The 21,178-nt window shown below is 63.2% G+C and carries 16 protein-coding genes, 1 pseudogene and 1 riboswitch; of the genes and pseudogenes, 7 read left to right on the forward strand and 10 right to left on the reverse strand.

Annotated features, from left to right (window positions below; translation table 11 throughout):
• The 3 genes and pseudogenes from HCZ87_RS08415 to HCZ87_RS08425 all read right to left on the reverse strand — a co-directional run.
• A pseudogene (locus tag HCZ87_RS08415) lies at positions 1-2,013 on the reverse strand (hypothetical protein); the annotation flags it as partial.
• Positions 2,010-3,836, reverse strand: a complete 1,827-nt coding sequence (locus tag HCZ87_RS08420) for an autotransporter assembly complex family protein (protein WP_167643313.1) — start codon at positions 3,834-3,836, stop codon at positions 2,010-2,012. The gene HCZ87_RS08420 and the pseudogene HCZ87_RS08415, both read right to left, overlap by 4 nt.
• 162 nt (positions 3,837-3,998) lie before the next feature.
• Entirely contained in the window at positions 3,999-4,988 is a 990-nt protein-coding gene (locus HCZ87_RS08425; protein WP_167643314.1) for a type I glyceraldehyde-3-phosphate dehydrogenase, read from the reverse strand.
• Between the two features lie 156 nt (positions 4,989-5,144).
• Positions 5,145-5,246, forward strand: a riboswitch (glycine riboswitch).
• A 189-nt stretch (positions 5,247-5,435) separates the two neighbouring features.
• Between HCZ87_RS08425 and gcvT the strand changes: the two genes are divergently transcribed.
• The 3 genes from gcvT (at position 5,436) to gcvP (ending at position 9,971) form a co-directional block, all read left to right on the forward strand.
• Positions 5,436-6,560, forward strand: a complete 1,125-nt coding sequence (gcvT, locus tag HCZ87_RS08430; RefSeq protein WP_167643315.1) for a glycine cleavage system aminomethyltransferase GcvT — start codon at positions 5,436-5,438, stop codon at positions 6,558-6,560.
• Between the two features lie 35 nt (positions 6,561-6,595).
• Positions 6,596-6,955, forward strand: a complete 360-nt coding sequence (gene gcvH / locus HCZ87_RS08435; protein ID WP_167643316.1) for a glycine cleavage system protein GcvH — start codon at positions 6,596-6,598, stop codon at positions 6,953-6,955.
• Between the two features lie 166 nt (positions 6,956-7,121).
• The gene (gcvP, locus tag HCZ87_RS08440; RefSeq protein ID WP_167643317.1) at positions 7,122-9,971 is read left to right on the forward strand and encodes an aminomethyl-transferring glycine dehydrogenase; all 2,850 of its coding nucleotides are present in this window, start codon (positions 7,122-7,124) and stop codon (positions 9,969-9,971) included.
• Between the two features lie 88 nt (positions 9,972-10,059).
• Here the strand turns inward: gcvP and HCZ87_RS08445 are convergent, their stop codons facing one another.
• Together HCZ87_RS08445 and truA are read right to left on the reverse strand one after the other, a co-directional pair.
• A complete protein-coding gene (locus tag HCZ87_RS08445) occupies positions 10,060-10,995 on the reverse strand; it encodes an NAD(P)-dependent oxidoreductase (RefSeq protein WP_167643318.1) in 936 nt (311 codons plus the stop codon).
• 89 nt (positions 10,996-11,084) lie between these two features.
• The gene (gene truA, locus HCZ87_RS08450; protein ID WP_167643319.1) at positions 11,085-11,861 is read right to left on the reverse strand and encodes a tRNA pseudouridine(38-40) synthase TruA; all 777 of its coding nucleotides are present in this window, start codon (positions 11,859-11,861) and stop codon (positions 11,085-11,087) included.
• A 194-nt stretch (positions 11,862-12,055) separates the two neighbouring features.
• On the opposite strand from truA, the gene HCZ87_RS08455 reads away from it, so the two are divergent.
• From HCZ87_RS08455 to HCZ87_RS08465, 3 genes are read left to right on the forward strand one after another with little or no spacing between them, the layout of a single operon-like run.
• The gene (locus HCZ87_RS08455) at positions 12,056-13,471 is read left to right on the forward strand and encodes a YcjX family protein (RefSeq protein WP_167643320.1); all 1,416 of its coding nucleotides are present in this window, start codon (positions 12,056-12,058) and stop codon (positions 13,469-13,471) included.
• The gene (locus HCZ87_RS08460; protein WP_167643321.1) at positions 13,468-13,953 is read left to right on the forward strand and encodes a GNAT family N-acetyltransferase; all 486 of its coding nucleotides are present in this window, start codon (positions 13,468-13,470) and stop codon (positions 13,951-13,953) included. Before HCZ87_RS08455 ends, HCZ87_RS08460 begins: the two co-directional genes overlap by 4 nt.
• Positions 13,950-14,945 carry a YcjF family protein gene (locus tag HCZ87_RS08465; RefSeq protein ID WP_167643322.1) on the forward strand — a complete coding sequence of 332 codons (996 nt, stop codon included), beginning with the start codon at positions 13,950-13,952 and terminating at the stop codon, positions 14,943-14,945. Before HCZ87_RS08460 ends, HCZ87_RS08465 begins: the two co-directional genes overlap by 4 nt.
• Position 14,946: 1 nt before the next feature.
• On the opposite strand, the gene HCZ87_RS08470 is transcribed toward HCZ87_RS08465, so the two are convergent.
• Positions 14,947-15,363, reverse strand: a complete 417-nt coding sequence (locus HCZ87_RS08470) for a group III truncated hemoglobin (protein ID WP_167643323.1) — start codon at positions 15,361-15,363, stop codon at positions 14,947-14,949.
• Positions 15,364-15,659: 296 nt separating this feature from the next.
• Between HCZ87_RS08470 and ileS the strand changes: the two genes are divergently transcribed.
• Positions 15,660-18,566: an isoleucine--tRNA ligase gene (gene ileS / locus HCZ87_RS08475; protein WP_167643324.1), complete on the forward strand. Its 2,907-nt coding sequence runs from the start codon at positions 15,660-15,662 to the stop codon at positions 18,564-18,566.
• A 94-nt stretch (positions 18,567-18,660) separates the two neighbouring features.
• Here the strand turns inward: ileS and HCZ87_RS08480 are convergent, their stop codons facing one another.
• The 4 genes from HCZ87_RS08480 to HCZ87_RS08495 form a co-directional block, all read right to left on the reverse strand.
• Complete coding sequence (locus tag HCZ87_RS08480) at positions 18,661-19,119, reverse strand: hypothetical protein (protein WP_167643325.1); 459 nt, start codon at positions 19,117-19,119, stop codon at positions 18,661-18,663.
• 224 nt (positions 19,120-19,343) lie between these two features.
• Positions 19,344-19,733 carry a hypothetical protein gene (locus HCZ87_RS08485; protein WP_167643326.1) on the reverse strand — a complete coding sequence of 130 codons (390 nt, stop codon included), beginning with the start codon at positions 19,731-19,733 and terminating at the stop codon, positions 19,344-19,346.
• A gap of 211 nt (positions 19,734-19,944) precedes the next feature.
• On the reverse strand, positions 19,945-20,262 hold the full coding sequence (locus HCZ87_RS08490) for a hypothetical protein (protein WP_167643327.1): 318 nt from the start codon (positions 20,260-20,262) through the stop codon (positions 19,945-19,947).
• A gap of 173 nt (positions 20,263-20,435) precedes the next feature.
• Positions 20,436-21,128 carry a phosphatidylcholine/phosphatidylserine synthase gene (locus HCZ87_RS08495; protein WP_167643328.1) on the reverse strand — a complete coding sequence of 231 codons (693 nt, stop codon included), beginning with the start codon at positions 21,126-21,128 and terminating at the stop codon, positions 20,436-20,438.
• Positions 21,129-21,178: the final 50 nt, after the last annotated feature.

The raw sequence follows: 21,178 nt of genomic DNA on the forward strand, positions 1-21,178 counted from the left end.
CTCTGGCGCGCCAAAGCTTGCATCAACAGTGAGGTCGGCCTCGCCCGAGAGCGTCAGCCTGCCGTCCAGGTCCAGCGCGATATCGCGCGGCCCACGCAGTTGCGCCTTGCCATCAAAACGCTCGCCCGTGCGGTCAAAATCTGCGGTGAGGGTCACGGCGCCGGGCAGGTCCGGCACCAGGCGCTCCAGCCGCGCCAGACGGGCGGTCAGCTGAACGCGGCCAGCGCCGCTGTCCAGGTCGCCATGCCCATTGGCGGTCAGTTCTGTACTCGTCACTGCAAAGCGATCGACGCGAATGCCATCGCTGTCGCGGGTGGCGACAAGCGTCAACTGGCTTTCGCCCGCAAGCAGGGGATCCACCTGCGCGTGCCCGATGCCAAGATTTTGCCCCGTCAATGACAGGTCGAGCCCGAAGGCACCGCTGAGCGGCTGATAATGGCCCGCGATTGTCGCCTCGGCGGCGCCGGACAGCGCCTGCCCGGACAGGCGCGAATAGCGGGAGATGTCTTCGACCGAGAGCGCCATATCGGTGTCGATGCGCAGGTCATTCTCCACGCCATTGAACCGAATATCGCCACGCGCCTGATAGCGGTCGCCTTGCAGGTTCAGCTCACGGATCAGGAAATCATCCTCGCCACGGGTGCTGAGGTCGGCGCTGAGCGCAATATCGCGCCCTGCGGCGGCGGCCAGAGCCGGATCGCTCAGGATAAAATCGCTCAGCTCGGCCTCCAGACGGCCATCCAGATCAAAGCCGGCGCTCTGGTTCAAACTGCCGCTGGCCTGAAACACCGCCCGCGCCATCGAGAGCTCCGGGGTGCTCAGGCGATTGACAAACCCGTTGATCGTCCAATCCGCGCCTTCGGCTTTTTGGGCGGTGAGCGAAACCTTTGCCACCGTCGCCTTTGCACCGGGGATCGGCAGCAGCACGGCGGCCTGGCCTTGGGGCGGGGTGATGCCGGCCTTGAGGTTGGCGGTCTGCAAATCGCCGCCCGCGATGGTCAGCGCCCCGGTCAGCTGAAGCGCACGGCTGCGAAGCGCGAGGCTGTCCAGCTCCAGCCCGCCACCGGGCAGGGTCTGGCCCTTCAGCGTCGCGCGCAACCCGGGGCCAAAGAAGGGGCGATAGTCCGGTTTCAACAGCGGATCAATGTCGCCGCCGAGGTTTGCCGAAAAGGCCAATCCCGCATCGGCGCCTGCGGCCACATCGGACAGGCCGGCCAGGGTGACGCTGCCGCTGATGCGCTCTTTGCCATTGGTCGAAAGACCGATGTCGGCAGTGAAATCGGCCAGCGGACCTGTGCCCTTGATCGCGAGGTTCAGGTTCGGTCGTCCCGGCAGATCCAGCGCTGTGGAGACCAGACCACCTGCGGCCTCGTCCAGCGCGAGATCCAGCGCCAGCTGTTCGGTGTCATTGGCAAAGGAGGCGCCGAGGGTCAGGCGATCCCCGGGCCGATCCAGGCGGGAAATGCGCAAATTCGTATCCAGCGCGCCATCCGCCAGGGTGATGTCCCCTTTGAGCGATAGCGAGGCGGCTTGGCCGGTGAGCGGGGCGCCCAGCTCGACCTTGTCGGCGGAAATATCACCAATTTCCAGCGAGACCGGCAGGTCCGGCAGCGAAAACGGGGTGGCTTCGGGCTTGGGCAGGCTTGGGTCGGCGGGCAGCGGTTTGGGCTGGCGCGCGATGATGATGTCATCCGCCGTCAGGTGATTGACCGAGAACCGCCCCTGAATCAGCGCCAGACGGTTCCAATCCAGCTCGGCGCCTTTGACGGTCAGCCAGACGCCATCCTCATCCGAGACAGTCAACAGGGCGATCTTGGCCTGAGAGGAAAACGCCCCCTCCAACCCTTCGACATGGATGGTGCGGCTGTCGTTTGACAGGGTGTCTTCCAGAAAGGACACAAGCAAGCCGCCGGATTCCGAGGCATCTTGCTGCGCCACTGCCGGCAGGGAGGTCAGCGCGGTGCTTGTCGCCAAAGTGGTGGCGAGAAAGAAAGAGCGTGCGGCTTTTGTCAAAACGCTTGTCCTATACCGATGTAAAACTGCAACCCATCCTCTTTATCACCGGATACGGGCATCGCGAGGTCGAGCCGGATCGGTCCGATCCCGCTCACATTATAGCGCAGCCCCAGACCGGCGCCGGCGTGGTGTTCGCTGTTGCCGCTGACAAAGCTGCTCTCGTCCACAAAACCGATATCGTAAAAGCCGACCAGAGAGATCGTGTCGGTTATCCGCCCGCGCAGTTCGCCAGACAGCGCCAGATACCCGCGCCCGCCTGCCGTCTTGCCATTGGTTGGGATGCCGAGGGATTGATACTCCTGCCCGCGCACAGATCCCGCGCCGCCCGAGAAATACAGCAATGTCGGCGAGACATCGCTCGCGTCGGGGCCGATGAGCGAGCCCAGTTGCACCCGCCCGGCGAGCACCAGCCGGCCGCTGCTGCCCAGCGATTTGTAGCCGCGTGCGTCCAGGTTGATCTGCACGCCGGGATCGCGGCCAGTGATCCCGACAAAGGGGGTGATCTCGCCGTTCAGGTAGTAGCCAGAGGTCGGATCGGTCTTGATATCGCGTTTGTCCCTCTCGCCGCGCAGGCGGGCGGAGAGATATTTGAATTCCCGGCCATCGCCATAGGCATCATCGGCCCGTATGTAGCGCAGCCCCAGCCCCCCCTCGATAAAGGTGACATCAGAGATGATACGCCGCACGCCAACCTCTGCGCTCAGGCTGGATGCAGAATAATGTTCCTCTTCCAGCTGTTCGAGCGCGCCCAGATAGAACAGCGTTCTGTCGGTGCCCAGGGCGGCGGGGCGGTCGAGCCGCACCGAGGCGCTGCCATCGAGGTTGCTGCTGCCGATCCCGCTAAGGGAAAGGTCGATCTTCAGCCGTTCCGCCGCACCGAACAGATTGCGGTGCATCCAGCTGGCGTTGAGCTCCACCGCCTGTGACGAGGAGACCTCCGCGCCGAAGGTGAGGCGGCGTTTGGGCATGTCCTCGACGCTGGCGATGAAATCCAATGTGCCGTCCGGGTTGGGTCGCTCGGCCTGTTTCAAGGTCACCGCCGAAAAGGCGCCGGTGCGGCGCAGACGGGTGGCGGATTGCGACACCAGATCGGGGTGATAGGTCGCGCCGCTGGCAAAACCCGCAATGCGCTGGATCGCCTCGCGCCGCACATCCGAGTCGCCCTCAACGCGCATCTGCCCCAGCCGCAGCTTCGGCCCCGGTGCCAGCCGCAGTTCGGCATTCAGCCGATGGCTGACCGCATTGGCGGTGATGTTCTGGCTCTGCACCCTGACCTTGGGGTGGCCGGACCGATCCCAGGCATCAAGCCCTGCGGTCGCGGCATCCTGAATGACGCTGGTGCTGGCGGGACGCCCGCTGGCAAAGTCCGGTGGCAAGGCAACCGGTTTGCCGGTGGGGAGGGGCGCGATTTCGGCGGTCTCGAAGGTAAAGCTCGCCCCCGGATCGACGGTGATAGCGACGGTTTTCACCTGCTTGGGCGGTGTCAGCAGATTGATCGCCGCCGCCTCTCGCCCGTCCAGCCGGATATGGACGACGGGCGCGAAATAGCCCGCATCATAGAGCACCTGCACCAGGGTCCGGTAATCAGAGAGGGCGGCGGCCATGATTTCCTGCACCTCGGCCTGATCGCCAAGGGAGAGCGCGGCGCTGGAGCCGCGCAGTCGCTCGACAAGCTCCTTGGAGGCGCCGGGGGCGGTGAATTGCTGCTCCAAAGCCTGCGCGGGGGCGGTGGCCCACAACAGGCTCGCGCTCAGGAGCAGCGGTCGTGTGACAGGGGCAAGGCGGCGCAAGATGGCGGCGGAAAGGGGGCGAGGGGGCATGGGCACTCCGGCAGCGGGCAGTCATGCGGAGGTCCCGGTCTCAGGGCTGTTTGCTCCGCACAGGGACGCTACACTGATGCCGCGCGCGATAAAACCGCCAACCGCGATCAAACATGGGATAAGATCAGGGGATTGAATCGGGATTGGCAAAAGCCCGCCCGTTCAGGCTCCGGCGGCCATCCGGCGCGCCACATCGAGCATCCGCGCGGAAAAGCCCCATTCATTGTCGTACCAGCCGAAAATGCGCAACTGCTGGCCATCGACCATACGGGTTTCGGGCGCGGCAACGATCAAAGACGCCGGATGCGCCCGCAAATCGGACGAAACCAGCGGCTGCTCGGTCCAGCCAAGGATCGGCGAGGCCTCGGCAGCCGTTTTCAGGGCGGCCAGCAGATCCTCCTGTGCCCAGGTACTGCGCAGCCGCACCACCAGATCCACCGCTGACACACTGGCGGTGGGCACCCGAACTGCCGCGCCGGAGATCCGGCCCTTGAGATGGGGCAAGACCACGTCAATGAGGTGCATCGCCGATGTTGTGGTGGGCACCATCGACATGGCCCCGGCGCGGGAGCGGGCAAAATCGCCGCGCGGCGCATCCACCATCGGCTGTGAATTGGTGTAGCAATGAATGGTGGTCATGTGGCCGGTCTCGATTCCCGCCACCTGATCGACCAGCTGCACCAGCGCCGCCACCGCATTGGTGGTGCAGGAGGCGTTGGAGACAATCCGCGCGCCGTCCAGATCGGCATCATTCACACCATAGACAACCGTCACCTCCGCCGCCGGCGAGGGGCCAGAGATCAAGACCTTGCCCGCCCCCGCACCAAGGCCGCGCTCGGCAAGGTCGGTGGTGCGGGCGATGCCGGTACAGTCCAGCAGCACCTCCACCTCGGAAAGGTCAAGCTGGGTGATATTGGCCTGCTGATGCAGCGGGATCCGGTGCCCGTCGACGCAGAACAGCCCGTCCTCCAGCCGCACGGAGCCGGGGTAGGGGCCAAAGGTGCTGTCATACTGGAAAAGATAGGCGCACATTTCGGGATCAGCGATATCGTTGATGCACAGAACCTCGATCCCGTCGCCCCGTGGGCTGGTCAGGATCTGCCGTAAAATCGTGCGGCCGATACGGCCGAATCCATTGATCGCTATCTTCATGCGCAAAGCTATGGCAGCGGATTTCAGCCGCGACAATCCACCCGCACAATTCCGCGCGTTGCTCGATACAATTGCGGCAGCGCCGAAAGAGAGGTAATTTGCGACAGTTTTGATGGCTATTCCGTCTTGCGCCACCGCCGAGCCGCTGCTAGCGTCGCGTCACACATGGGAGAACTGAGCATCAGGCAGCCGCCTGTGATCAGTGCCGAAGGAGCAACCGCCCCGGAAACTCTCAGGCCACAGGACCGTGTGTGTGAAACGACTCTGGAGAGATCCCGGCACGCCGGGACGCCGAAGGGATAACGATCTCAGGCGAAAGGGACAGAGGGGGCATCGAAGCGTGCGGGACGACCTCGCGCAAAACCTTGGATGCCGGATGCCAATCGACGCGTTAACATATTGCTTTGCTCAAACCGCACCGGCCGCAGTCGTAAAAGGCAGGCCGTCATGTCGGATCTGAAAACCACCCCTCTTGTCGAATTGCACCAGAGCCTCGGGGCCAAGATGGTGCCTTTCGCGGGGTATCTGATGCCCGTGCAATATCCGATGGGCATCATGAAGGAACATCTGCACACCCGCAGCAAGGCGGGGCTGTTCGACGTCAGCCACATGGGGCAGGTGATCCTGCGCGGCAAGAGCTATGCCGCCGTTGCCCGCGCCTTTGAACGCCTTGTGCCTATGGATGTGATGGATCTGCCCGAGGGGCGTCAGCGCTATGGCCTGTTCACCAATGGTGCGGGCGGTATCGAAGATGACCTGATGTTCACCAACCGTGGCGATCATCTCTTTGTGGTGGTCAATGCGGCCTGCAAGGAGGCCGATATCGCGCGGATGAGCGCGGCGCTGGAGCCGGAGATCTCGGTCGAGCCGATCACCGACCGTGCCCTGATCGCGCTTCAGGGGCCGGCGGCGGAGGCGGCGCTGCAAAGCCTGGTGCCGGGCGTGGCCGAGATGCGTTTCATGGATGTCGCCAGCTTTGATCACAACGGGGCAGAGCTGTGGATTTCGCGGTCCGGCTATACCGGCGAAGACGGGTTTGAAATCTCCGTACCGGAGGGCGCTGCCGAGGGTCTTGCCCGGGCCCTGCTGGCGCATCCTGATGTGGAGCCCATCGGTCTGGGGGCGCGGGATTCGCTGCGGCTGGAAGGCGGGCTCTGTCTTTATGGGCATGATATTGATGCCAAAACCCGCCCACTGGAGGCCGCTCTGGGCTGGGCGATCCAAAAGACACGCCGCCCCGGTGGCGAACGCGCCGGGGGCTTTCCGGGCGCGGAGGCTGTCTTTGCCGATCTGAATGGCGCGGCGCCGCGCAAGCGGGTCGGCTTGCGCCCCGAAGGTCGTGCCCCGATGCGCGAAGGGGTGGCGCTTTATGCCGAGAGCGAAGGCGGCGCGCCCATCGGCCAGATCACCTCTGGCGGCTTTGGTCCCTCGGTGGAGGGGCCGGTGGCGATGGGCTATGTCGCGGCAGACTATGCCGCCACTGACACACAGATATATGGCGAGCTGCGCGGCAAGCGCGTGCCCGTCACGGTCGCCAAACTGCCCTTTGTGGCAGCCAATTTCAAACGCTGAATACCCCAACAGGGATCAACACAGGAAGAGTTCCCATGAAATACACCGAAGAACATGAATGGCTGAGCGTCGAAGGCGATATCGTCACCGTTGGCATCACCGCCCATGCGGCAGAGCAGCTGGGGGATGTGGTCTTTGTCGAATTGCCCGAGGTTGGCGGCGAAGTGGCCAAGGATGACGAAATCGTGGTGATCGAGTCGGTCAAGGCGGCCTCCGACATTCTGGCCCCGCTTGATGGCGAAGTGGTCGAAGTGAACGAGGCGATCGTGGACGAACCCTCCAAGGTCAATGACGACCCGGAAGGCGAGGCCTGGTTCTTCAAGCTGAAGGTCTCTGACATGTCGCCGATGGACGATTACATGGACGAAGCCAAATACAAAGATTTCATCGGCTGAGCTGATCCCTGATCTTTTGCCCGGCCCTGGGTCGGGCAGTGCCCGCCCGTTTCAGGGTGGGCGCGTTGAACCCGCCCGGGCCGGGCGCTTCCTTCCGCATTTTGCGGAGTGAGAGTGCTATTGCGACGGCGAACCTGACCAAAGTTGCGACCCTAAGGAGGCACATATGCCTTTCGAACCGACAGATTACCTCCCGTATGACTTTGCCAACCGACGCCACATCGGCCCCTCGCCCGAGGAAATGGCCGAAATGCTAAAGGTTGTGGGCGCTGAGAGCCTCGATGCGCTGATTGATGAAACCGTGCCGCAGTCCATCCGCCAGAAAACGCCGCTGGATTTCGGCCGGCCGATGTCGGAGCGCGAGCTGCTCTTTCACATGCGCGAGGTGGCCGACAAGAACAAGCTGATGACCTCGCTCATCGGGCAGGGCTATCATGGTACGGTGACGCCGCCCGCGATCCAGCGCAACATTCTGGAAAACCCCGCCTGGTACACGGCCTATACGCCCTATCAGCCCGAAATCTCGCAGGGGCGGCTAGAGGCGCTCCTGAACTTCCAGACGATGATTTCTGACCTCACCGGGCTGGAAATCGCCAATGCCTCGCTGCTGGACGAGGCCACCGCCTGCGCCGAGGCGATGACCATGGCGCAGCGGGTGTCGAAATCCAAAGCCAAGGCGTTTTTTGTGGATCGCGACTGCCATCCGCAGAATATCGCGGTGGTGCAGACCCGCGCCGCGCCGCTCGGGATCGAGGTGATCGTCGGCAATCCTGACAAGATGGATCCGACGCAGGTGTTTGGCGCCTTGTTTCAATATCCCGGCACCTATGGCCATGTGCGCGATTTCACCGACCACATTGCCAGGCTGCATGAGAACAAGGCGATCGCCATTGTCTCGGCGGATCCGCTGGCGCTGACGCTGCTGAAAGAGCCGGGCGAGATGGGGGCGGATATCGCTGTCGGCTCCACCCAGCGCTTTGGCGTGCCGGTGGGGGCAGGGGGGCCGCATGCGGCCTATATGGCGACCAAGGACGCCTATAAGCGCAATATGCCCGGGCGCATCGTGGGCGTCTCCGTCGATAGCCACGGCAACAAGGCCTATCGGCTGAGCCTGCAAACCCGCGAGCAGCATATCCGTCGCGAAAAGGCGACTTCGAATGTCTGCACGGCGCAGGCGCTTCTGGCGGTGATGGCTTCGATGTATGCGGTGTTCCATGGCCCCAAGGGGCTGAAGGCGATCGCGCAGCGCATCCACCGCAAGACCGTGCGGCTGGCCAATGGGCTGGAGGAGGCGGGCTTCAAGGTCGATCCGCGCTCGTTCTTTGATACGATCACCGTGGATGTGGGCCCGCTGCAGGCGGCAGTGATGAAATCCGCCGTTGACGAAGGGGTGAACCTGCGCCGCGTGGGCGAAACCCGGGTCGGCATTTCGCTGGATGAAACCACGCGTTCGGAAACCATCGAGGCGGTCTGGCGGGCTTTTGGCATCCTGCGGGCGGATGATGATTATAAACCGGAATATCGCGTACCGGCGGATATGCATCGCCAATCCGACTATCTGACCCATCCCATTTTCCACATGAACCGGGCAGAGACCGAGATGATGCGCTATATGCGCCGTCTTGCGGATCGCGATCTGGCGCTGGATCGCGCGATGATCCCGCTGGGCTCCTGCACCATGAAGCTCAACGCCGCCGCAGAGATGATGCCGCTGAGCTGGCCGGAGTTTTCCACCGTGCACCCCTTTGCCCCCGCAGATCAGCAGGCGGGCTATGGCGAGATGGTGGCGGATCTCTCGGAAAAGCTCTGCGCCATTACCGGCTATGACGCGATTTCGATGCAGCCGAATTCTGGCGCGCAGGGTGAATATGCCGGTCTCCTGACCATCGCCGCCTATCACCGGGCGCAGGGCGAGGGGCACCGCAACATCTGCCTGATCCCGATGTCGGCGCATGGCACCAACCCGGCCTCGGCGCAGATGGTGGGCTGGAAAGTGGTGCCGGTGAAGTCGGCGGAGAACGGCGATATCGACCTGGCGGATTTCCGCGCGAAGGCGGAACAACACGCCGACGCGCTGGCGGGCTGCATGGTGACTTATCCCTCTACCCATGGGGTGTTTGAGGAAACCGTGCATGAGGTCTGCAAGATTACCCATGAGTTCGGCGGTCAGGTCTATATCGACGGCGCCAATATGAACGCCATGGTGGGGTTGAGCCGTCCCGGCGATCTGGGCGGCGATGTGAGCCATTTGAACCTGCACAAGACCTTTGCCATTCCACATGGTGGTGGCGGTCCCGGCATGGGGCCCATCGGCGTGAAGGCACATCTGGTGTCGCATCTTCCGGGCCACCCGGAGGTCGGCGGGCAGGAGGGGCCGGTGTCAGCCGCGCCGCTGGGCTCGGCCTCGATCCTGACGATCTCCTGGGCCTATTGCCTGATGATGGGCGGTGCCGGTCTGACGCAGGCGACCAAGGTGGCGATCCTCAACGCCAACTATCTGGCGAAGCGGTTGGAGGGTGCCTATGACGTGCTCTACAAAGGGGAAACAGGCCGGGTGGCGCATGAATGCATCCTGGATACGCGCCCCTTTGCCGACAGCGCGGATGTGACCGTGGATGATGTGGCCAAGCGCCTGATGGACAGCGGTTTTCACGCACCGACCATGAGCTGGCCGGTGGCGGGCACCCTGATGGTGGAGCCCACGGAGTCTGAGACCAAGGCCGAGCTGGACCGGTTTGTTGATGCGATGCTGTCGATCCGTGCCGAGATCAAAGCCGTTGAGGATGGCGAGATGGCGCGGGAAAACAACGCGCTGAAGAACGCGCCGCATACGATGGAGGATCTGGTCAAGGATTGGGATCGCCCCTACACGCGCGAACAGGGATGTTTCCCGCCGGGCGCCTTTCGGGTCGACAAATACTGGCCGCCGGTCAACCGCGTCGACAATGTCTACGGCGACCGTCACCTGGTCTGCACCTGCCCGCCGATGGAGGACTATGCCGAGGCGGCGGAATAACCGGCGCATGCAAGAACACGGACGCGCCCCTGATCGGGGCGCGGCAGGTTGAGCCATCCCCGGCGCAGATGCGCCGGGGATGGCCGTTTCAGTAGCCCCGCTGGCGGTCCACTTCGTGCAGAAGGTCGCGGCCTTCTGTCAGGCGGTGCAGGTTCTCCACCACATCCCCAAGTGCGTCGCCCAGATGCCAGCCCGAGACATGCGGCGTGAGTGTCACGCAGGGGTGTTTCCAAAGCGGGCTTTCTGTCGGCAGGGGTTCTTTGCACATGACATCCAGAACCGCGTGGCCGGGTCGGCGCTGGTAGAGGGCGGAGATCAGGGCTGGCTCGTTGATCAGGTCGCCGCGTCCCGCGTTGATCAGGGTGGATCCCTCTTTCATCAGCGCGAGGCGGTCGGCGTTCAAGAGCTCGCGCGTTTCCGCCGTGGAGGGCAGGATGGCGCAGAGGTAATCGCTGGCGGTCAGGATCTCGGTCAGCCCCGCATCGCCGCTGAGGCAGGTGATGCCATCAAGATCCTCTTGCGACCGGCTCCAGCCGAGGGTTTTGAAGCCGATATCGCGCATCAGCTTTGCGGTGAGCCCGCCGATATGGCCGAGGCCAAGCACCCCGACGGTGACCTCATGCGGGCGCCGAGGCGGCACCGGATCCCAAATCGCGCGGGCCTGAGCCTTTTCGTGGTAATCCATGTTCCGCGTGCCGCGCAGCACATAGGCGAGGCAATATTGCGCAATTTCGCGGGCAGGCTCCTGCGGTTTCAGCCGGGCGACCCGCACATTGGGCGCGATGGAGGGGTGGGAGACGATGGTTTCGACCCCGGCGCCGAGTTTCTGCACCAGTTGCAGATTGGGCAATTGGCTGGCGATGTCCGAGCGCAGCGTCGAGACGGCCAGCATGGTGATCTCTGAGAGGTCCCCGGGGGCGCTGATGGGGCGGATGTCGGCCTCGGGGTCGAGGCTTTGCAGCTCGGCGGCCAGCTCCTCTGCGCTATACCAGCCGTCGTGGCCGATCTCGATCAACAATGCCATCGGATGCTCCGTCTTTTTGCCTGTGATATCCGGCCATTGTGGGGGAGAGGGCGGGATTTGCCAAGCAATGCGGGGCAGATTGCGGCGTGTTACGCGGTGTTGGAGAACACAGGCTCCGGGTAACCCACTCGCGCGAGATAGAGCCCATGCCCGGGGCAGACCGGCCCGCAGGCGGCGCGGTCTCTGGCCTCCAAGGCGTCGCGGACGTCTTCGGGGCTCCAGGATCCGGCGCCGACCCGCTCCAGCGTGCCGACGAAGCTGCGCACCTGATTGTGCAGAAAACTGCGGGCGCGCACGTGAAAATGGATCTCCGGGCCGGAGACGCCCATCACCCGCTCGACGCGCAGCTCATCGAGGGTTTTGACCGGGCTGGCGGCCTGGCAGATGGTCGAGCGAAAGGTGGTGAAATCATGGTTGCCCAGCAGATAGTCGGCGCCGCGCTGCATGGCCCCGACGTCGAGCTGCTGGCTGACCTGCCAGACCTGACCGGCGTCATGGGTGGCGGGGGCGCGCCGCATCAGGATGCGGAACAGATATTGCCGCTCAACTGCGCTGAAGCGGGCGTGCCAGTCATCCGCCACGCGCGCGGCGTCCACGATGGCGACCGGATGGGGCTTCAGGTGGTAGTTCAGCGCCTCGCTCAGACGGAACGGGTCCCAGTCTTTTTGCAGGTCGCAATGCGCCACCTGACCAAGCCCGTGGACGCCGGTATCAGTGCGCCCGGCAGCGGCAATCGTATGCGGGCCGGGTTCCAGTTTCGCCAGGGCGGCCTCGATCACGCCCTGCACCGAGAGCTGGTCCTTTTGCCTTTGCCAGCCGGCAAAAGGCTTCCCGTGATATTCGACTTTCAAAGCAATACGCGGCATGCGCGCGGGGTACCCTGCGGCGGCGAAACTGACAAGCCCCGTTGCGTCTTCCCGGGCTCTCCACTGGCAACGGGCGGTCTTCATGCCTATGTTGATCGGGCACGGGCAGGCCCAGAGCAAGGTCGGGGCCGCTGCATGTGAACAAGAACCAACGACACAAGACGGGGCGACAGGTGACGCGAGGAACAGGGGTTGTGGGTTTGGCCGCGGATGTGGCCGATGGGGTGCTGCGCGGGGCGGAGACGCTGGGCAGTGCGGTAACCAGCCCCTTTGCGGAGCCTGCGCTGCGCCTGGGCGTGACCGGGTTGGCGCGGGCCGGAAAGACGGTTTTTATCACCTCGCTGGTGGCGAACCTGATGAACCGGGGGCGGATGTCGCAGCTGGTGGCAGAGCGGGACGGACGGATTGAAGCGGCTTACTTGCAGCCCCAGCCCGATGACACGGTGCCGCGTTTTGACTATGAACATCATCTTGGCGCTCTGACCGGGCCGGAGCCGCATTGGCCCGACAGCACCCGCGCGGTGTCCGAGCTGCGCCTGAGCCTGCGGTTGAAACCGCGTGGCCTTTTGGGCGGGCTCACCGGGCCACGGGTGCTGCATCTGGATATCATTGATTACCCGGGCGAGTGGCTGTTGGATCTCTCCTTGCTGGAGAAGGACTACGCCAGCTGGTCGCGCGATGTGCTGGCGCGGATCAAATCCCGCAGGGAGGCGCGCGACTTTCTCGCGGCGCTTTCGGCGGCGGATGCGTCGGCGGCGCATGACGAACCCATTGCGCAGGGGCTTGCTGCGGCCTTTGCGGCCTATCTTCAAGAGGCGCGGGAGGCGGGATACTATGACTGCACGCCAGGGCGGTTCCTGTTGCCGGGGGATCTTGCGGGCTCTCCGGTGCTGACCTTTGCGCCGCTGCCCGAGGGCGCGGCCCCGCGCGGCAGCTTGGCTCGCGAGATGGAGCGCCGCTTCAATGCCTATAAAAGCCAGGTGGTGCGCCCCTTCTTTCGCGATCATTTCGCGCGGATCGACCGGCAGGTGGTTTTGGTCGATGCCCTTGGCGCCCTGCATGCCGGACCGCCGGCAATGGAGGATCTGCGCCGGGCCATGGCCGACATTCTGAGCACGTTTCGTCCCGGCTCCAACGGCTTTCTGACCCAGCTATTGCGCGGCAAACGGGTGGAAAAGATCCTCTTTGCGGCGACCAAGGCCGACCATTTGCACCATCAGCAACACCCGCAGCTCACCGCGATCATCGAGGCGCTGACGCGTGACGCGCGCGATAGGGCGCGCTTTGCCGGGGCGGAAACGGCGGCGCTGTCGCTGGCCGCGTTGCGTGCCACAACCGAGGAAATCCGCCCCCATGACGGGGTGGATTTGCCCTGCGTGCGCGGGCTTCTGGCCGACACGGGCCGCCCGGCGGCGCTCTATCCGGGGCGGCTGCCCGAAGATCCGGCACAGCTGTTGACCCCGGCGCGGCAAGGGGCCGAACGCTGGCTGGATGGCAGCTATGCCTCGATGCGCTTTGCGCCGCAGCCCCTGACGCTGAAACCGGGTGATGGCCCGCCGCATATCCGGCTCGACCGGGCCGCTGAATTCCTGATCGGAGATCGCCTGTGACGGTCACGTTTCGCACAGCCCGGCCACTGGATGCCACCGCCGTGGGCGAAATCCTTTATCGGTTTGAACAGGAAACCCCCTGGATGCCAAAGGAACATTCCATGGCGGAGGCGATTTCCTTTGGTGATCGGATGATCGGCTATGGCTGGGTGACCGTGGCCAGCCTGACGGACACCGGCGAGGTGGTCGGTTTTGTCGGACAGGACATCGAGGAGCTGTGCTCGCTTTACGTGCTGCCGGAGTATCGCGGCAGGCAGATCGGCAAGGCCATGCTGGACCGCGCCAAATCCGCCGCGTCGCATCTCTATCTGTGGACCTTTCAGGCCAATACGGGTGCCCAGCGGTTCTACCTGCGTGAAGGTTTCACCGAGGTGGGGCGCTCTGACGGTGATCGCAATTCCGAAGGGCTGCCCGACATTGAATACCACTGGCACGCTGACGCGCGCGCGGAGACAGCGGAGACAACGGAGCCTTCCCGATGAGCCGTAAACCGATCGTCTTTGACCTCGATGACGAAGCGCAAACCGCGCCGAATGTCAGCGATGCACCGCCGGTGCCGGACCTTGACACGCCGACCGCAGTGCAGGCCAGCGCCGAGATCCTCGGCAAGAAACGCCGCTCCGGCTGGGGGGGCTGGGTCTGGAGCCTTGTGGCGGGGCTGATCGTCACGATCATCTCGGCCGCGGCCTGGGATTACGCCATGGGGCTGTTGGACCGGATGCCGCTGCTGGGGATGATCGTCTCGGCGGCATTGATCGGGCTGGCGCTGGCGGCGCTGATCTTCTGCCTGCGCGAACTGGCGGCGCTGGCGCGTGTTGGCCGGGTGGAGGGTCTGCGCAAGGGCTGCACCGAGGCGCGTTCGGGCGACTTGAAGGCGGCTCAGGCGCAGGTGGCAACCCTTTTGCGGTTCTATGATGGGCGCAGCGAGCTGGAGTGGGCTCAGCGCAACCTTGCCGAGCGCAAGGGCGATATCCTGGACCCAGACGCGCTGATCGACCTTGCCGAGTCAGAGCTGATGCGCCCGCTGGATGCCCGCGCGGTGCTGGAGGTCCAGGCCGCCGCCCGCCAAGTGGCCAGCGTCACCGCCCTGGTGCCGCTGGCGCTGGCGGATGTGATCACCGCCCTGGTGTCCAGCCTGCGTATGATCCGCCGCATCGCCGAGATTTATGGCGGGCGCTCCGGCCTGTTCAGCTCCTGGCGGCTGACCCGGGCAGTGCTGTCGCATCTGGTGGCAACCGGCGCGGTGGCGGTGGGGGATGACCTGCTGGAGCCCTTGCTGGGCGGCTCCGTGCTGTCCAAACTCTCGCGTCGCTTTGGCGAAGGTTTGGTGAACGGCGCGCTGACCGCGCGGGTGGGCGTTGCCGCCATTGAGGTCTGCCGGCCCATGGCCTTTCAGGCCCTGCCACGACCTTCGACCCGAAAATTGGTCCAGCGCGCCCTGACCGGCCTGTTTGGACGCGGCGCAAAGGGCTGATTTAGAACAGCCGGGGCGGCGCATCCTTGGGTTGGCGCATGGAGACCACCCCGGCGCGAAACCCCTCGCCGATGCGATCCGCCAGCGCGCCCCAGGCCCGCGCCTGCTGTGGGCTGACCCTGCGCGCCAGCACCGCGTGAAACAGCGCCAGCCATTGCGCGAAATGCTCTGGCTCGATCTCCGGCGTGCTGACATGCAGGCGCATCGGGTTGCCGGAATAGCTGCGCTCTCGCAGGATGGCATTGCGCCAGAAGCCGGCGATTTTTTCCTCATGGGCGGGCCAGTCGGTGACATGCGCGGCAAAGATGGGGCCCAGCACGGGGTGGCTGCGCACCTCGGCGTAAAAATCGGTGACCACCTGGTTGATCTCCTGCGCGGAGATGTCAAACCGCGCCAGAGGGGGCGTATTCTGTTCCACGTTGCTCTCCGCCTGTGCCTGCGCTCCTCCCTACGCCCGCGACGCCAAAACGAAAAGGGGCGGGGTGTGATCTGCGACAAGATTTCCCGCCCGATGGACAGCCCACTTTACCCTCGCAAACCAAGCGCCTATAAGCAGCCCCATGACCCCAACAGCGACACCACGCGTGGCCATCATTATTCGAATTAGCATCCCGGCGCTCTGATAGATCGAGACGCCGGGCAAAGGTGCTTGAGTGATCGCACCGAACCGAATATCCCCAAATCGACCCGATGATGCAAAAGGACGCCACCGACATGTGCGCCGAAAAGACCGAAGTCACGCCCGACTACAAAGACACGCTGAACCTGCCCAAGACCGATTTCCCCATGCGCGCCGGCCTGCCCAAGCGCGAGCCCGCCTGGCTGGAACGCTGGGAGAAGATCGGCGTCTATGACCGCCTGCGCGAAAAACAGGGCCGCACGCCTTTTACGCTGCACGACGGCCCGCCCTATGCCAACGGGCATCTGCACATCGGCCACGCGCTGAACAAGACCATCAAGGACATGATCGTGCGCAGCCATCAGATGATGGGTTTTGACGCACGTTACGTGCCGGGCTGGGACTGCCACGGTCTGCCGATCGAGTGGAAGATCGAAGAGCAATACCGCAAGAAGGGCAAGAACAAGGACGCCGTTCCGGTGGTGGAGTTCCGCCAGGAATGCCGCGCCTTTGCCGATGAATGGGTGAACATCCAGCGCGAGGAGTTCAAACGCCTCGGCATCACCGGCAACTGGGCCGATCCCTATCTGACCATGAACTACCACGCCGAGGCGGTGATCGCGGATGAGTTCATGAAGTTCCTGATGAACGGCACGCTTTATCAGGGCTCCAAGCCCGTGATGTGGTCGCCGGTGGAAAAAACCGCCCTGGCTGAGGCCGAGGTGGAATACCACGACAAGGAAAGCTTTACCGTCTGGGTGAAGTTCAAGGTCGCCGAGACAGCAGATCACAAATTGGCCGGTGCCTATGTGGTGATCTGGACCACCACCCCCTGGACCATGCCGTCGAACAAGGCCGTGGTCTACGGCGAAGACATTGCCTATGGCCTCTATGAGGTGACCGGCACGCCGGATGAATGCTGGGTCAATGTCGGTGACAAATATGTGCTGGCAGATAACCTGGCGGCTGATGTGTTCAAACGCGCACGCCTTTCCGAGGATCAATACACCCGCGTTGCAGATGTCCCGACCGCTGATCTGGCGGGCGTTGGCCTGACGCACCCGCTCGCCGGGGCCGAGGGCGCCAACGGCGACTTCCGCGCCGCGCCTTTTGTGACCGACACCGAGGGCACCGGCTTTGTGCATTGCGCGCCGAGCCACGGGATGGAGGAATTCGAGCTTTATCGCGATCTTGGCATGCTGGAGCAGGTCATCACCTATAACGTGATGGACGATGGCGGCTTCCGCGCCGATCTGCCGTTCTTTGGCGGCAAATATATCCTCAATCGCAAGGGCGGCGAGGGCGACGCCAACAAGGCGATCATCGACAAGCTGGTCGAGGTTGGCGGCCTGATGGCGCGTGGCAAGATCAAGCACAGCTATCCGCATTCCTGGCGCTCCAAGGCGCCGATCATCTATCGCAACACGCCGCAATGGTTTGCTGGCGTGGACCGCAAGCTGGATGACGGCATGGGCACTTATGGCGACAGCATCCGGGAACGTGCGCTGCGCTCGATCGACGAGCTGGTCAAATGGACGCCGCAGACGGGTCGGAACCGGCTTTATTCGATGATCGAGAGCCGCCCCGACTGGGTGCTGTCGCGTCAACGCGCCTGGGGCGTGCCGCTGACCTGTTTCACCAAGAAGGGCGCGCTGCCGACCGACGCCGACTACCTCTTGAAAAATGCCGAACTGAATGCGCGCATCGTGGCCGCCTTTGACGAAAAAGGCGCCGATGTCTGGTACGAGGACGGTTTCAAGGAGACCGTGCTGGAGGGCATCGCAAACCCCGACGATTACGATCAGGTCTTTGACGTGCTCGACGTGTGGTTTGATTCCGGCTCCACCCATGCCTTTGTGTTGCGCGACCGCGAGGACGGTACCGAGGACGGCATTGCCGATGTCTATATGGAAGGCACCGACCAGCACCGTGGCTGGTTCCATTCCTCCCTGCTGCAAGCCTGCGGCACCAAGGGGCGCGCGCCCTATCGCAACGTGGTGACCCATGGCTTTACGCTGGACGAGAAGGGCATGAAGATGTCCAAATCGCTCGGCAATACCATCGTGCCCGAAGAGGTCGTGAAGCAATATGGCGCCGATATCCTGCGGCTTTGGGTTGCTCAGGTGGATTACACCGCCGACCAGCGCATCGGCCCGGAGATCCTGAAAGGCACCGCCGACAGCTATCGCCGCCTGCGCAACACCATGCGCTTTATGCTGGGCAGCCTTGGCGATTTCACCGAGGATCAGCGCGTCGCCCCCGCCGATATGCCAGAGTTGGAACAATGGGTGCTGCATCGTCTGGCAGAGCTCGATCACATTGTGCGCGAAGGATATAAATCCTTTGACTTCAACGAGGTCTGGCAAGCGATCTTTAACTTCGCCACGGTGGATCTGTCGGCCTTCTATTTCGACATCCGCAAGGATACGCTCTATTGCGATGGCGACACGCTGAACGCCCGCGCCGCGCGCACCGTGCTGGACATCCTGTTCCATCGCCTGACCACATGGCTGGCGCCGGTCCTGGTCTTCACCATGGAAGAGGTCTGGCTGGAGCGCTTCCCGGGCGAGGAGAGCTCGGTGCATCTGGTGGATATCCCGGACACGCCGCGCGATTGGCTGAATGAGCCGCTGGCCGCGAAATGGGCCAAGGTGCGTCAGGCGCGCCGGGTGGTGACGGCGGCGCTGGAGGTGCAGCGTACCGACAAGGTCATCGGTGCCTCGCTGGAGGCCGCGCCGGTGGTGCATGTGCGCGAAGCCGAGGTGCTGGCGGCGCTGCAATCGGTGAATTTCGCCGATATCTGCATCACCTCGGACGTGCAGTTGACCGGTGATCCCAGCCCTGCCGAGGCCTATCGCCTGCCGGAGGTCGAAGGCATTTCGGTGGTGTTCGAGAAGGCCGAGGGCGAAAAATGCCAGCGCTGCTGGAAGATCCTGCCCGACGTGGGCAGCCACGCCCATGCTGGCACCTGCGCACGTTGCGATAGTGCCCTGGCGGATTGAGGGCTGAACGAGAGCTGAAAATGCAAAACGCCCGGCAGGTTCTGCCGGGCGTTTTCATGTTGCCTTGCTCTGCAAAGATCTATGCGGACCTCGCTCAGGCCGCGATCCGTGTCAGCACATCGCGGGTGTTGGTGTACATTTCCTGAGCATAGCTTCCCGGGCTTGAGCCGCGAAAGATCTGATCATCGGCCAGCGCGTCTGCCTGTTTCATCTGGCTGGTCAGCACATTCTCCATCGAGGCACGGCTGATCGGGTCCATTGTTTCAGGCGGCGGGGGCGGTGCGAGCTCGGCGCGAGAGCTGTTGTCATTGGCCGGCGCGCGCGGGCCCTCGTTGTATTTGTCGCCCGGGTTGCCGCTCATCAGCGTGTCAAGGTCCCGATCCCTTGGGGCAGGATCGTCGCTGAGGAAATTCGCAAGGCGGCTGTTGGCGAACTCCGCGCCAGCGGAATCGCCCGCGCCACGGGATACGGAAACCGTTTCTGTTTGGCTCAGAACGGCGATGTTCGACGCCGCTGCTGGCACGCCGGAGTAGGGGCGCATCGCAGGTAGCATAACAGTCCCTCCTACATCAATGTAGAGCCAGGTGGCTCTGGGGGTATTGAAACAGTGTATCAGAGATTAAAGATACGTGCTGGCGGTCGTTAAAATTTTCACTTTCTTATCGCGGGCAAAGCGCATTGGCGATTTCTGCGCGTGGGGGTAGGGGTTAGGGATTTTACTAAAATTGCAGTCGATTGGCTGTCACAGTTTTATTGCAGGATTAATGGGGCCTGTTCCTAGGCTGGGAGAGAGGCGACCTTCATCGCAGTTTGATAGTTCTGCTGGGCGACAAGCGCGCTCATCGGCATCGGGCCCTCGACCGTACCTTCCATAACGCCCCGGATGTAATTCGCCATGTCCATGCTGTTGGCGTTGAGCTGGGTAATGTCTCCCGAAGCAATGCGATCCTGAGCCTGCGCAACGGGGTCTTGCGCGGCATCGCTGGGCGCGTTCGGGCGCAGGGATTGTTCGCGTTGGATGGAAAAGGCCATGCCCTGGCTGCTGCCGGTGCTGGCGGCGCGCAGGGTTTCCTGCGTGGTCTTGATCGCAGCCTTCGCGTCGTCCTGACCGGAGAACTGTCCGTTCAGCATCCGGTAGACGCCAAGGCTGGTGCCCATGCCATTCATTTTCCACTCTCCCGCGCAAATTCGATTGTCTAGAATTTTACACAACTCGCGCGACAGTTCACCGGTGCCATTTGATGCGGCCGGTCAAATAGGTATGGCGTTCCTATCCCTTCGAAGGGGCCAAGGGCGAGCGGGGTCGGGACGCTGGGGGCGAAGGGCGCGCTTTCGTTCGCGGGCCTCTTGCTGCATCCGACAGGGGCATGGTGCCGGGTCAGATGATGGTCTTTGCCCCGGCATAGAGACGGCTTGCTTCTCGCTCCGAGGTGCGATGCATGCTGTGTTTGGACATCATGGCAAGTTCAACGCTGCCATAGGCCATCTGTTTGCGCTTGGGCGGCAAGGGAGCCTCGGTCGGGCTGTCGTCAGCGGACGCAGCGCGTGGAAAAACGGCGGCGGCGGCGGTTTTTTGCAGCTGCGCCATCGCGTCGGCCAGCTGTTGCCGAGACGCCGATAGGCTGGCCGCTTTGTACCGTTCTGCCAATGCAGGCAGAGATACGACCGGGGTCTGCTCTTCCTGTAACGTTGCCATCTGACCTACTCCTCAACAAGGCGACTGCTAAATGTTGCGTGCCTTTGTAGTTTCGGGAGTTTTGCCTAACGTTTTATTTAAAACTGCAGCTATTCAGATGGAATATCGCTAAACGGGAATAAAAAACTCACCTTTCGTGACCGCAGCGGCAAATTTTTCAGGGCTGGGGCCGCTCAGGACCGCGACGGCACGATCTGCTGCGCAATGCCAACCAGCAGCAAATAGACCGAGGTCAGCATCAGCGCCATGTTCACCCCTTGACCGGTGTCAAAATCCACCCAGGCGGTCCAGCCCGCGAGGGCGGTCCACACAAGCGCGATCGGCAAGGACACATTGCGCCAGCGTTGGGTGCGCACGGGATGGATGAACTTCAGCGGCATGAACATGGTAGCCGACAGCAGCGCCACCAGCGTCAGGCTGACCCAGTGGCTGGGTTCCAGCGCAAAGATGACCAGAACCAGCATATTCCAGCATCCGGGAAAGCCAGAGAAGGAATTATCCTTTGTTTTCATGCGAGTGTCGGCAAAATACATGGCGCTGGTAAAGGTGATGACGATGATCGCCGCCCAGCCGGTCCAGCCCGACATCAGGTCCGACTTGAACAAGGCAAAGGCGGGAATAAAGACATAGGTCAGGTAGTCGATGATCAGATCGAGCAACACCCCGTCAAATTGCGGCGCATTGCGTTTGACATCATAGTGGCGCGCCAGCGGCCCATCGACCCCGTCAACGGCAAAGGCCACAACAAGCCATAGGTACATCAAGTCCCATTTGGCATCTGCGGCGGCCAGCATCGCCAGCATGGCGAAGACGGCACCGGTTGCAGTCAAGAGGTGTACGGAGAGGGCGCGAAGTTCAAATGTCATCTGCACGTGATGGCGAATTTCCAACGGGGCTGCAACCCGTAAGCCAGCGG

The sequence above is a fragment of the Phaeobacter sp. HF9A genome, from assembly GCF_011806385.1.
In the GTDB taxonomy this organism is placed as follows: Bacteria; Pseudomonadota; Alphaproteobacteria; order Rhodobacterales; family Rhodobacteraceae; genus Epibacterium.

Bases quoted from the DNA above. Each gene is read 5' to 3' on its own strand.
- HCZ87_RS08445 (WP_167643318.1), bottom strand. From the start codon at position 10,995: ATGGCATTGTTGATCGAGATCGGCCACGACGGCTGGTATAGCGCAGAG.
- HCZ87_RS08495 (WP_167643328.1), bottom strand. From the start codon at position 21,128: ATGACATTTGAACTTCGCGCCCTCTCCGTACACCTCTTGACTGCAACC.
- gcvT (WP_167643315.1), top strand. From the start codon at position 5,436: ATGTCGGATCTGAAAACCACCCCTCTTGTCGAATTGCACCAGAGCCTC.
- ileS (WP_167643324.1), top strand. From the start codon at position 15,660: ATGTGCGCCGAAAAGACCGAAGTCACGCCCGACTACAAAGACACGCTG.
- HCZ87_RS08425 (WP_167643314.1), bottom strand. From the start codon at position 4,988: ATGAAGATAGCGATCAATGGATTCGGCCGTATCGGCCGCACGATTTTA.
- gcvH (WP_167643316.1), top strand. From the start codon at position 6,596: ATGAAATACACCGAAGAACATGAATGGCTGAGCGTCGAAGGCGATATC.
- HCZ87_RS08420 (WP_167643313.1), bottom strand. From the start codon at position 3,836: ATGCCCCCTCGCCCCCTTTCCGCCGCCATCTTGCGCCGCCTTGCCCCT.
- truA (WP_167643319.1), bottom strand. From the start codon at position 11,861: ATGCCGCGTATTGCTTTGAAAGTCGAATATCACGGGAAGCCTTTTGCC.
- HCZ87_RS08480 (WP_167643325.1), bottom strand. From the start codon at position 19,119: ATGCTACCTGCGATGCGCCCCTACTCCGGCGTGCCAGCAGCGGCGTCG.
- HCZ87_RS08465 (WP_167643322.1), top strand. From the start codon at position 13,950: ATGAGCCGTAAACCGATCGTCTTTGACCTCGATGACGAAGCGCAAACC.
- HCZ87_RS08490 (WP_167643327.1), bottom strand. From the start codon at position 20,262: ATGGCAACGTTACAGGAAGAGCAGACCCCGGTCGTATCTCTGCCTGCA.
- HCZ87_RS08485 (WP_167643326.1), bottom strand. From the start codon at position 19,733: ATGAATGGCATGGGCACCAGCCTTGGCGTCTACCGGATGCTGAACGGA.
- gcvP (WP_167643317.1), top strand. From the start codon at position 7,122: ATGCCTTTCGAACCGACAGATTACCTCCCGTATGACTTTGCCAACCGA.